This is a genomic window from Streptomyces sp. NPDC017676 (assembly GCF_044329325.1).
GTDB lineage: Bacteria > Actinomycetota > Actinomycetes > Streptomycetales > Streptomycetaceae > Streptomyces.
Window position 1 is genome coordinate 687,454 of sequence record NZ_JBIRJA010000001.1, and the last position, 12,319, is coordinate 699,772.

Sequence of the window (12,319 nt, forward strand, 5' to 3'; positions counted from 1 at the left end):
TCACTGGAATCCTGCGCGGGTCCGGGAGCGGCCGCCTTTCCTGGGCCGCCGGGCGGGGTGCCGCCGAACGGGCGAATTTTCCGGCCTCCCCGGAGTGTCGGCGGGTCAGCGGGCGCGAAGGGCCTCCACCAGCGGTTCGAGGGAGGAGACCGTGACCTCGCTGCCGCCCTCGCGCAGAACGCGCCGGCCGGCTGCGGTGGGCGCGTAGCCGACGAAGCGGAGGCCGAGCTGCTGGGCCGCGGTGAGTTCGGCGACCGAGGAGCTGATCAGCACGCAGGAGCGGGCCGGTGTGCCGACGGCGGTCAGGGCGCGCAGCAGACAGTCGGGGTGGGGCGTCAGCAGGCTGAGGTCGGCGCGGCGGCCGTGGACGCCCGCGAGGGGCAGCCGGTAGGGCTCCAGGCAGCGGTGGACGGCCTGGGTGCACACGTCCGTCACCACGCTGACCCGGCGGCCGGACCGGTGCAGGGCGCGGACGAGCGCGAGGGAGCGGTGCGTCGTCGGCGCGTCCGGCACGGCCCGCAGTTCCAGTTCGTCGAGCCGCGCCCGCAGCAGCGGGCCGAGCCCGTCGTGGGCGAAGGCGCGCAGCAGGTCCAGCGGGTGCGTGAACGCCTCCCGGCCGGGGACGCCCGCGACCGACAGCGGCCGGCCCGTGGGCGCGTCCTGCGGATCACGGTGGTCGGCGACGACGGACAACAGGTCGAGCACGGCCTCCCGGGCCGTCTGCGCCGGGAACAGCCGGGCGAGAGGCCCGTCGAAGCCGATCAGCACCGTCTCGGCGCCCGCGAGGAGCGCCGCCAGCCGCCGGCGGGACGGGACCGGTGGCTCCGCCGCCGGCGCGGGCGCCCACTCGGGGACCAGCTGCACGGCGTACGACACCGTCAGTCCCGGGACCGGCCAGTCGTCCACCCCGGCGTTCACCGCCCGCTGGGCCGCGCCCGCCCGGCGCGGCGGATAGCGGCGCGTGACGGGGGCCGCCGCGCCGCGCAGATGCTCCAGCAGGAGCCCGGAGACACCGGTGGCCTCGGCGCGGACGAACGCCACCGGATCGTCCACCCGCCAGGACAGCTTCACCGCGGCGGTGAACGCGCCCTTGCCGGAGCTCGGCAGGGACACGATCCTCCGGGTCTCGTGTGGGGTGAGGTCGACCGTGTAGTACGTCTCCGGACGGGGCGGACGCGTCCCGTAGGGGTGGATCGGGTCGAGCAGCGTCAGCGGGCCGCCGGGCCGCGTGTGGACGACGGCCGTGCGCCCCGGTGTGGGCACGCCCAGCTCGCGCAGGTCGGGCGTGATGAACGGGCCCCGCACCAGATCCCGCTCCCCGGGCTCGGCGGACCCCGGCCCGAGCGGGCAGTACCAGGCGGCCGGCGGGCTGTCCGGGGCGCTGTCGCGGAACAGCGGCCAAAACCGCTGCGAGCGCCGGGCGGCGGAGCTGGCGGCGAAGTCGTCGTACAGGGCGGGCGGTACGACGACCAGCACGTCCGCGGCGTCCTCCGGCGGCCGGACGGGCGGCCGGCCGAACGTCACCCGCAGCCGCGGCGGGTCGGTCAGCCGGGCGAGCGCCTGGGGGAGTTCGCGCAGTACGGCGACGAGGACGGGCAGGAGATAGGCGCCGGGGGCGGTGCGCACCAGGTAGCCGTCCGGGCGGACCTCCGCCTCGTACTGCCGGGGGCTGAGGGAGCCGCGCGCGAGGATCTCGTGCACGGTGGCTTCGAGCGTGATGCGGGCTTCCGGACGGCCGGTGAGTCCGTCGGCCGTGAAGCGGATCCCGGCCCGGTCGGCGGCGGTGCCGGCGGGGCCGCTCCGCCGCTCCCGGCCCAGTCGCAGCAGCCGTTCGGCGCCGCGCCGCTGGGCCTCCGGGCCGGCGGAGAGGAGCGCGGCGACGGCCGGGCCCAGCTCCGTCCCGAGCGCGTCGGAGTCGTCGGGGTGCAGGGCGCGCGCGATGCCCCCGAGCGCCCGGAGCGCCTTCTCCCGGCTCCCGTGGACCAACGGCGCGGAGTCCAGACAGGTCAGCACCGGCCCGTCCGGGCCGAGCACGACGGTGTGGGCGTCCAGCACCCCGCGCGGCCCGTCCTGCGCGTGCAGCGCGAGGACCGCCTCGGCCAGCGGCGGGAGCAGCGCGCGGACCTCCTCGGCGGGCAGGCCGCCCGGAGCGTCCCGGAGGCGCCGGTGCAGGGGCCGGCCGGCGACGAACTCCCGGACCAGGTACGGGGTTCCGTCGGTGACGCCGTGGTCACGGACCGGTGCGATGCCGGGGTGGCGCAGCTCGCCGAGGCGCCGGCCGAGGTCCTGGAAGGCGGCGGTGGACCGTCCCGGCGGATACCGGTGCAGCACGACGAGCGTGTCACCGTCCCGGGTGTCCTGGGCGAACCAGCCCGTGCCGCCGGTGTCGCCTGTGCCGTCGGTGCCTCCTGTGCCGCCCGTGTCGCCTGTGTCATGCGTGCCCCCTGTGCCGGCTGTGTCAGCCGTACCGCCTGTGCCTTCCGTGCCCCCCGTGCCATCCGTGTCCGCTGTGCCGCTCGTGTCGCCAGTGCTGCCTGTCCGGCCCGAGGCGCCCGTTCCCCCCGTACCGTCGGTGCGCCGCAGCAGCCGGTACCGCCCCGCGAACAGCTCCCCGGCGCCGCCCGCCGTCAGCCGTCGGACGCTGTCCTCGCTGACCGTGGCGAACGGATCGCCCCCCGCGGCCGTCCCCGTGCCCCGCGCGTCCGGGACCGACGCCCGGAACTCGCCCGGCGCCCGGCCCGCCCTGCGGTCGATGAACTCGCCCATGCGGTCGAGGAGTCCGGTGGTGCGGTGGCGGTCGGTGCGGGGCAGGCCGAGCAGCAGCAGCTCGCGCACGCCGTCCCGGAAGGCGTAGGAGCCGGGCGGGCCGTCCGGGGCGGTGGTGAGCATCCCGCTGACGATCACCTCGGCCAGGTGCTGGGGACGCGGATCGGGTTCGACGGCGGCCTGGACCAGGCGCATCACCGGCAGGTCGGGGCGGCCCACCGCGAGATGGCCGGCCAGCCGGACCGCCTCCGGGGAGGCGGTCGCCCGGAACCGCAGGACCAGCTCCTCGGCGGACAGCAGCCCGACGTCCGTACGGTCCTCGGCGTCCGCCGGCAGCGGGCGCCCCAACCGGGCGACCGCGCCCGGGAACCCCCCGCCGCCCGGGGTGGCGAGCAGCCCGGCCCAGTGCGCGAGCCACCGCGGCTCCGGCTCCAGCACGGGCAGCGGGACCGCACCGCCGGTCACGGCCGGCCCGGGCGGCTCGTACGGGGTGAACGCGAGCGTCGCCGTGGGGGCGGCGGGGTGCGGGGCCGACAGGGTGCCCGGGGTGGTGGGCAGGGCGGTGTCCCGCCACAGGTGTTCCGGCAGCGGTTGGACGACGGCCAGGGGCATCCGGCGCGCCCAGCGGTGCAGGGTGGCGAACCAGCGGGTGCCGGCCGGGCCCTCCCGCCACTGCGGGCCCATGCAGTCGCTGATCAGGAGGGTGACGGTACGGCCGTCGGCGGGGGTGTGCGGGTCGGCTCCGCGCACGGTGCCGTCGGCGGCGGCGCGGTGGAGGGCGACCGTCCGGAAGGCGCCCGACTGGGCCAGCACCGTGTGCAGTTCGCGGATCAGGGGCCGCCAGACCGGCATGGTGGGGCCGGCGTCGTACACCAGGTTCAGACGCAGCCAGCGCTCCCGTGCGGGGCGCAGCACCGGCAGCCACCACGCGGGGTCGGCGCCGAGGCGGGCGATGCGGTCGGCGGTCGCCTTCTCGTCCAGCTCCAGGCCCACGGGTGCGTCGATCCGGCGGCCCAGCGGGCGCAGCGCGCGTTGCAGCGCGAGCGGGTGGCGCAGCATCGGGGGCGCCGGTGCCAGGAGCGGGGTGTGGGAACGGTCCGCCGCCGGGGCGGGACGGCGGGCGGGCAGGTGCAGGGGGAGGCGGGAGGGCGGTGCGGGGGCGGGCCCCGGCTCCGGTACCGGCTCCTTGGGCGCGGGAGGCGGGGCGGGGGCTTCCCGCTCCGGGACCTCGGGCCCGGCCGGAGCGGGGTCGGCGGGGTCGGCAGTGACAGGGGCGCCGTCGTCCGCGCCGGGGGCCATCCGCCGGGCCAGCCACAGCAGCTCGGCCAGTTCCAGCGGGGTCGGGCGCACCCCGTGGGCCGCCTCGGCCAGGATGTCGGCCAGACGGACCAAGGGATCGGGGGAACGGGGGCGCGAGCCGGCCCCGGAGGAACCAGCGGACATCAGAAGACTTCGGACCCCGCGGTCTGCCCCAGGTACGGCATCAGCTGTTCGGCCAGCCGGTCGAGGGAATCGGCGTCCAGGTCGGCGGAGCGGGCCAGGTAGATCGCGTTGAGGAGCTGGTCGGTGGCCAGGTCGCCGGTGCCCGCCCGGGACAGGAACCGCTCGATCAGGGTGCGCGCGTGGGCGTCGGGTTCACCCAGGTGGGCGCGGACGATCTCGGCGAGCTGCCGGTCGTCGGGCTGCCGCAGGTGCAGGGTGACGCAGCGGCGCAGGAAGGCGGGCGGGAACTCGCGCTCGCCGTTGCTGGTGAGGACGACGAAGGGGAAGGCCCGGCAGCGGACCCGTCCGCGGGCCACCGGGACCCGCTCGTCGGCGCCGTCGGCCAGCACCTCGGCGACGCCGTCCGGCGCGTGCCGTGCGGCCCGCACCAGCTCGGGGATCTCGTACTGGCCCTCCTCCAGCACGTTCAGCAGGTCGTTGGGCAGGTCGAGGTCGCTCTTGTCGATCTCGTCGATGAGCAGCGCGCGGGGCCTGGCGTACGGCAGGAGGGCGGTGCCGAGCGGGCCCAGGCGCAGATGGTGCTCGATGCCCGACCGGTCGTCCGCGCCCTCGGCCCCGCCCTGCCGGGCGGCCTCCTGCCGGGCCGCGTACAGCCGTGAGAGCGGGTCGTACTGGTAGAGGCCGTCGTGGAGCGTGCTGCGGCTGGTGATGTTCCAGCGCAGCACCGGGCCGAGCCGCAGCTCACGGGCGACCGCGTACACGAGCGAGGACTTGCCGGTGCCGGGCGGGCCGGTGACCAGCAGCGGGCGGCGCAGGTACAGGGCCGCGTTGACGAGCTGGACCGTCTCCGGCGTGGCCTGGTACGTCTCGGCGCGGTGCGTGCGGTCGGGGGAGACGGCGGAGGCGTCGGCGGACGCGTCCGGCGCCGCGAGCACCGGCCCGCCGTCGAAGTCCCGCCAGGGCGGCGGCGGGGGCAGCTCGGTGATGCCGTCGTGCGGCTCGTTCGTACCGGTGTAGACGGGCCACAGGGGCATGGGCTCTTCTTCTCCGTGGGGGGCGGTCCGGTCGTGCGGTGGGTCAGGCGACGGGCGAGTGCAGGCTCGCGGTGGTCTCGGGGAAGCAGCGCGGGTCGTCCCAGAGCACCTGGAGGTCTCTCGCCCAGTGCAGGTCCGGCTCGTCGGCGGCGTCCGCGGTCAGCCGCAACGACAGGACGTGCCGCGGAAGTTCGGCGGGCGGCACGCCGGCGACCGAGGCGGCGAGCTGGTCGAGGAACGCGGTGCCGGGGCAGGGCGGTCCCCCGGGGGCGGTGTCGGTGCCGGGTGCCTCCTCGTGCCCGGTGCCGCGGCTGGGGGAACCAGCGGCCTCGGCGCGGGGGCAGGGCACCTCCCCGTGCCTGGTGCAGGGGGAGCCGGTGCGCGGCCACAGCAGGATCGGGACGGGCACGGTGAGACCGACCTCGAAGTGCTGCCGTGCCGCCGTGGGCGGGGCCGCGTAGCCCGCCAGCCCGGCGTCGCCGTCCCAGAGCCGTTTGCGCAGGCTCGGCGGCCGCTCCCGGGTGCCGCACTCCACCCGGTGCACCTCGATCCCCCCGCCGGAGTCCAGCTTCTGCCACTTCTTGCGCAACTGGTGGCGCAGCCGGCCGCTGTGGTGGCGCGCCCGGTCGGTCACCACCAGGGGGTAGGCGCAGCCGAGCGGCGTGCTGTCGTCCGCGCCGCACTCCCACTGCGCCACCGCCTCGTTGAGCCAGTCGCGCGGCAGGACGAACGCCACCAGCTCGTCGGCGTCCGGGGCGAGGTGGGCGACGGCTTCGTCGATGCGGCTCTGGACGTAGGCCCGCACCCCGGTGCGCGGCAGCCGGCGGGCGCCCACCGGCCGGCGCCGGCCGTCGCGGTACGCGGACACCTCCACGGTCACCTGGTCGGGACCGGCACCGCTGTGATCGATCTCCACGACGACCGGTGACCAGACGGGAGCCGCCGACGAGCCGGCCGGGACGGGGGTGTCCGTCGCCGCCGGGGTCCGTAACGCGGTCTCCCTGTCCAGCAGTTCCAGCAGTTCCAGCAGCCGGTCGGTGAACCGGCCCAGCGCCCGCGGATCGGGGACCTCCCACTGCACATGGGCGGCGGCGGCCCACAGGGAGGGGAAGCCGCCCGGGGGCAGGGGCGGCCCGAAGGCGCCCACCGCGTCCACGTACAGCCGGTTCGGGTCGCCCACCTGGTCGGCGTGGGCGGCGGCCCGGCGCAGCAGGGCGTACAGCCGCCGGCGGGCGTCGTCCCGGTGGCCGGGGGTGGGCACCAGCTCGCCCAGCTCGGGCCAGTGGCGGGCCAGCACGTCCAGCGGCAGCATCCGGCCCTTGCGCACGTCCGGTGACGACCCCACGGCCGCGGTGACCATGCCCGCCACCCTGCCGTCCGGGAGCGTCGCCGCCGCCCCGCTGAACCCGTCCACGAGCGGCTGACCGTGCCCCTGCCACGCCACCAGTTCCAGCCACTCCCCGGCGATCAGCTGGCCGGCGACGGGCTGGCACTCGGCGAGCGTGCCCTCGTCGTAGCCCTCGGGGAAGCCGTACGCGACCAGCCGGGGGTACGGCTCGGTGTACGCGGTGTCGGGCGGGGCGAACCCGGCCGGGGCGAGCGGGACGTCACGGTCCAGTTCGAGTACGGCGACATCGCCGGGGTCGGTGGCGGCGCCGGCCCAGCCGCCGTGGGCGACGACCGAGGCGGACAGCGCGCCCAGCTCCCTGGCGTGCGGGAAGGTGACGGTCACCGCCGCCCGGTCGCTCCGTCTGACGACGTGGGCGCAGGTGAGCAGCCGGCGGCCGGTGACCAGGAATCCCGCCCCGACCGCGTCGCCACAGGCGATCCTGGCCTGCCAGGCAGCGCCGCGCATCACCGGTCGGCGGACTCCGGGCCGGGCACGGTACGGTCGGGCGCGGCCTGGCCGGGCACCGCCGGCGGTGACGCGTGCTGCGCGGACGCGGCCCACCCGGGCGGGTTCTGCCCCGGGGCGGCCTGGTCCGGCGCCTGCCCGGGGGACCAGCTCAGCTTGACGACCAGGTGGCCCTCCGCCGACCCCTTCGCGATGACGGCACCGGCCTCCGCGGACAGCCGCACGCCGAACTCGATCTCCACCGCGTCCGGGCGCAGACTGCCGTCCCGGAAGACCCGCAGCGCGGCCGCCGCGGCCGCCCGTACGCCGTCGAGCGCTCCCTCGAAGGTGCGCGCGGCCTGCGCCGGTCCGTCCCCGCGCGAGACGAGGCGGGCCCCCGACCGGGTGCCGGCGGCACCCTCCACCACGACGAGCGCGCCGTCCTCGGTCCTGAATTCCACCAATTCGTCCACGCTGACGCTCGCTCCCCCGTCGTACCCGACCAGTGACGACCCCATGTTACGGACGGTGCTGCGGGAGTCACACATACGGCGCTGAGACGCGGGACCTGTTCTGAGGTTGGCGAAAACCCGCCAGGGCGACTTTCCGTCAGCACCGGTCAACTCCCGTACGACAAACGACACATCACACTCGTCCCAGCACGCGACGCACTCGGCACACACGACTCGCCACACACGAGAAGAGGCGTGGATGAGCACAGGACCAGTCAGACGCGGGGCCGCCCTGCTCGCCGCGGGGCTGGTGAGCGCCCTGCTCCCGGCCGGCCCGGCGGTCGCGGCGCCGCACCCCCAGGGCCCCGGCGCGAGCGGCACCACCACCGTCACCCTCGTCACCGGCGACCGGGTGACCGTCACCGACCTCGGGCACGGCAGACAGACGGTCACCGTACGACGGCCCCCGGGCGCCACCGGTGCCGTACGGACGCAGCGCGACGACGGCCGCCTCACCGTCGTACCGGACGAGGCGCTGCCCTACCTGCGGGCCGGCACCCTGGACCGGCGGCTGTTCGACGTCAGCGGGCTGATCCGGCAGGGGCTCACCGACGCCCGGGCCGGCACCCTGCCGCTGATCGTCACCTACGACAGGAGCGCGCGGACCACGACCCCGGCCGGTGCCGAGCGGACCCGTGCGCTGCCCAGTCTGCGCGGGGCCGCCGTCAAGGCCGGCAAGGGGCGCGCCTTCTGGCGGTCGTTCACCCGGACCCCCGGCATCGACAAGGTCTGGCTCGACGGGCGGGTGAAGGCCGAACTCGCCGAGAGCAACGCGCAGATCGGCACCGCGGCGGGCTGGGACGCGGGGCTGACCGGCAAGGGCGTCACCGTGGCCGTCCTGGACACCGGCGCCGACCTCGCCCACCCCGACCTCGTGGACCGGGTGAGCACCGCCAGGAGCTTCGTCGAGGGGCAGGAGGTCGCCGACCGCAACGGCCACGGCACCCACGTCACCTCCACCGTCGGCGGCAGCGGCGCCGCCTCCGACGGCAGGGAGAAGGGCGTGGCGCCGGACGCGACCCTCGCCGTCGGCAAGGTGCTCAGCGACCAGGGCTCGGGCAGCGAGTCCCAGATCATCGCCGGGATGGAGTGGGCGGCCCGGGACGTGCACGCCCGGATCGTCTCCATGAGCCTGGGCTCCACGGAGCCCAGCGACGGCACCGACCCCATGGCACAGGCGGTGAACACCCTCTCCAAGGAGACCGGCGCGCTGTTCGTCGTCGCCGCCGGCAACACCGGTGCCCCCTCCTCCATCGGCTCACCGGGCGCCGCCGACGCCGCCCTCACCGTCGGCGCCGTCGACTCCGCCGACCAGGCCGCCTGGTTCAGCTCCGCCGGACCCCGGTACGGCGACAACGCCCTCAAACCCGACCTCGCCGCCCCCGGCGTGGACATCCTCGCCGCCCGCTCCGGGCTCGTCACCGGCACCGGCCCCTACACCTCCATGAGCGGTACGTCCATGGCGACCCCGCAGGTCGCGGGCGTCGCGGCACTGCTCGCCGAACGGCACCCGGACTGGACCGGCGCGCGGTTGAAGGACGCGCTGATGTCCAGCTCGAAACAGCTCGACGCCTCCGCCTACACGCTGGGCGCGGGCCGGGTGAGCGTGCCGGACGCGGTGCACGCGACGGTGACCGCCACCGGCAGCGCCGACCTCGGCTTCCACGGCTGGCCCTACGACGCGGACGAGCCGGTCACCCGGACCGTCACCTACACCAACGCGTCCGGCGCGCCGGCCGAGTTGAGGCTGTCGGTGCGGGGCGCCCCGGACGGCGTCGCCACCCTCGCCGACGACACCCTCACCGTGCCCGCCCACGGCACGGCCTCCACCACCGTCACCGGCGACGCCTCCAAGGCACCGGTCGGCGCGACCACCGGACAGATCGTGGCCGCCGACCCGGCCGGCACCACGGTCGCGCACACCGTGTTCGGGCTGGTCAAGGAGGAGGAGCGGTACACGCTCACCGTCCACGTCAAGGACCGGTCGGGCGCGCCCGCCGCCGCCGACCTCACCGTGCAGCGGCTCGCCGAGGGCACGGACGCCGAGCCCGTCCACGTCGGCGACTCGGGCACCCTCCGGCTGCGCCTGAAGCCCGGCACCTACTCCCTCGCCACCTTCCTCGACGTGCCCGGCAGCCACGGCGCCGACTCCCTCGGCCTCGGCTTCCTCACCGCGCCCGAGATCACCCTCGACCGGAACCGCGACATCACCCTGGACGGCCGCACGCTGCGCGAGGTCCGCGCGGACGTGGACCGGCGCACCGAGACCCACCAGCTCGTGATGGAGTACGCCCGGAAGGCGAACGGAGCCGACCTGTTCGGCGCGGTCCAGGTACCCCTCACCTACGACAGCGTCTTCGCCGCTCCCACGCCCACGGTCACGCAGGGCACCTTCGAGTACCGGACCGTCTGGCGGCTGGCCAAGCCACAGCTTGAGGTCGAGGGCGTCGGCGAGGCCACCGTCCAGCCGGGCGGCACCCTCACCGCGGGCCGCACGCGACTGCCCTTGGTGGACGTCGGCGACGGGCCCGTCACCGGGGTGTCCGGCAAGGCCGTCCTCGCCCGCCTCGCCCCCGGCGCCGACCCGGCCGCCCTCGCGCGGGACGCCCAGGACGCGGGCGCCGAGGCCCTGTTCGTCACCGACGACGCGCCCGGCCGGCTGATGGCCTGGTGGGGCACCGACGACAACGCCGACCGGCCCCTGCTGATCGCCACCGTGGACCAGGCGGACGCGGCGCGCCTCAGGACGGCGGGCCGCGTCGACATGACCGGCACCCCCGACTCGCCGTACGTGTACGACCTCTCCGACGGCCACCGGGGAGCCATCCCGGACCGGGACCTCACGTACGCGCCCGGCGCCCGGCGACTGGCCGCCGTGCACGTCACGTTCCACGCCGCACGGCCGCAGAGCGGCGGCGAGTTCCGGTACTCGATCACCGACACCTTCCCGGTCGGCCTCGGCTTCCAGGAGCGCGTCGCCCTGCCCGCTCAGCGCACCGACCACGTCTCCACCGGCCCCGGCCAGCTGTGGCACGAGTCCGTCACCGCCGGCGACGGCGCGCTGGAGGAGCGCGGCGGGCTCGTCCGCTACGACGGCGGGACCCGGCCGGTGCTGCACTGGTTCCGGCCGGTGTGGCACCCGTGGCTGGGCACCGGACTCGGCTGGGGTCAGCAGCGGGCCGGGAACCAGATCCAGCTGAACGTGCCCGGCTGGGGCGACTCCGGCCCCGACCACACCGGCTTCGGCGACGTGTGGAGCGAGGACAGCGGGATGCGCCAGACCACCTCCGTCCGGCTCGACGGCACCCTGGTCGACCAGAACACCGGCTCCGCCGCCTACGTCTGGGACGCGCCCGCCGACGAGCACACGTACCAGGTCGTCACCGACACCGCCCTCGACGCCGGCCGGTGGCCGCTCGCCACCCGGGGCCACACCGAGTGGACCTTCCGCTCGGCGGCCACCCCCGAGGACCACTGGACGTACCTGCCGCTGATCAACCTCGCCTACGACCTCGACACCGACCTCGCCGGTGCCGTGCGCGGCGGACAGCGGGTACCGGTCGCGATCTCCGCCTCCTACGTGGCGCACGCCTCGGGCACCGGCAGGCTCGGCGGCGGCCGGCTGGAGGTGTCGTACGACGACGGCACGACCTGGCGGACCGTCCCCCTGAGCACCGGCCGGGACACCTCCTGGCGCGGCACGCTGACCGTGCCGCGCGGCGTGTCCTCCGTGTCGCTGCGGGCCTCGGCCCGGGACGACGAGGGCGGAGCGGTGACGCAGGAGATCATTCGGGCGGTGGCGGTCCGGTGACGCTCCGGGGCGCGGACGTGCCGACGACGCCCCGGACCACGCCCAGCCGCACCAGGTCCTGGGGGCGGACGCGGAGCTGGTCGGCGGTCGACCGGACCTCCTCCGGCGGGCGTTTCAGGATGGCGGCCGCCAGCTCCGGCGCGATCACCGAGAAGTAACTGTCCGGCGTGGCCCACGTGTTGCCGGGCGCGGCCAGTGCGAGGGCGCCGCCGGAGCCGCCCTCACCGATGACGAGGGTGGTGATCGGCACGCGGGCGGCGGCCACCGCGCCGAACACCTCGGCGACGGCCGTGCCGACGCCCTGCCGCTCCGCCTCCGCGTCGTTCGCGGCACCCGGGGTGTCCACCAGCGTCAGCACGGGGACGCCGAGCCGGTCCGCCAGCCGGATCAGCCGGGCGGCGGTGCGGTACCCGGCGGGGCGGGTCGCGGTCCCGGTCTGCGCCGCGTAGGCCACGGTACGGCCGTCCCGCTCACCGAACCCGCACAGCATCCCGCCGGGATCGGTCCCGCCGCACCGGTCACCGCTGATCGGCAGCCGGTCGTCGAAGTAGGCGTCCAGGTAGGCCCGCGCCCGTGGCCGTCCGACCGCCCGGGCCCGCTCCACGGCCTCCCACCCGCTCCCGGCCGACCCACCCCACCCGAGCGCCTCCGGCACGGGGGCGGGCTCGGCCCGCCGGGCGGACGCGGGGGCGGAGACGAGCGCATTGCCTCCGTGCGGCTCGGGAGCGGCGGCGGGCGCGGTCCCCTGGGCGGATGCCGGGGCGGGCGCGGGGCTGGGCGCGTTGCCTCCGTGGGGCTCTGGGGCGGATGTGGGCGTGGGCCAGTGGGCGGATGCCGGGGCGGGCGCGGGGCTGGGCGCGTTGCCTCCGTGGGGCTCTGGGGCGGATGTGGGCGTGGGCCAGTGGGCGGATGCCGGGGC

Annotated in this window: 6 protein-coding genes; 1 reads left to right on the top strand and 5 read right to left on the bottom strand. The window is 76.5% G+C overall.

Translation table 11 applies throughout. From position 1 onward, the window contains the following. Positions 1–105: 105 nt before the first annotated feature. Genes ACH4LD_RS03045 through ACH4LD_RS03060 form a run of 4 tightly spaced genes read right to left on the bottom strand, consistent with a single transcriptional unit; the run spans position 106 to position 7,595 of the window. Positions 106–4,209: an SAV_2336 N-terminal domain-related protein gene (locus ACH4LD_RS03045; protein WP_398053403.1), complete on the bottom strand. Its 4,104-nt coding sequence runs from the start codon at positions 4,207–4,209 to the stop codon at positions 106–108. Beyond that, a complete protein-coding gene (locus ACH4LD_RS03050; RefSeq protein ID WP_398053404.1) occupies positions 4,209–5,243 on the bottom strand; it encodes an AAA family ATPase in 1,035 nt (344 codons plus the stop codon). Before ACH4LD_RS03050 ends, ACH4LD_RS03045 begins: the two co-directional genes overlap by 1 nt. Positions 5,244–5,286: 43 nt before the next feature. Further along, positions 5,287–7,098 carry a trypsin-like peptidase domain-containing protein gene (locus ACH4LD_RS03055; RefSeq protein ID WP_398053405.1) on the bottom strand — a complete coding sequence of 604 codons (1,812 nt, stop codon included), beginning with the start codon at positions 7,096–7,098 and terminating at the stop codon, positions 5,287–5,289. Continuing rightward, positions 7,098–7,595 carry a CU044_2847 family protein gene (locus ACH4LD_RS03060; RefSeq protein WP_398053406.1) on the bottom strand — a complete coding sequence of 166 codons (498 nt, stop codon included), beginning with the start codon at positions 7,593–7,595 and terminating at the stop codon, positions 7,098–7,100. Before ACH4LD_RS03060 ends, ACH4LD_RS03055 begins: the two co-directional genes overlap by 1 nt. 193 nt (positions 7,596–7,788) lie before the next feature. Here ACH4LD_RS03060 and ACH4LD_RS03065 point away from each other — a divergent pair, with 193 nt between their 5' ends. After that, complete coding sequence (locus ACH4LD_RS03065; RefSeq protein WP_398053407.1) at positions 7,789–11,400, top strand: S8 family serine peptidase; 3,612 nt, start codon at positions 7,789–7,791, stop codon at positions 11,398–11,400. Here the strand turns inward: ACH4LD_RS03065 and ACH4LD_RS03070 are convergent. Further along, positions 11,375–12,319: carboxyl transferase domain-containing protein (locus tag ACH4LD_RS03070; protein WP_398053408.1), on the bottom strand; the 945-nt coding region annotated here is incomplete at its 5' end. The genes ACH4LD_RS03065 and ACH4LD_RS03070 overlap by 26 nt on opposite strands.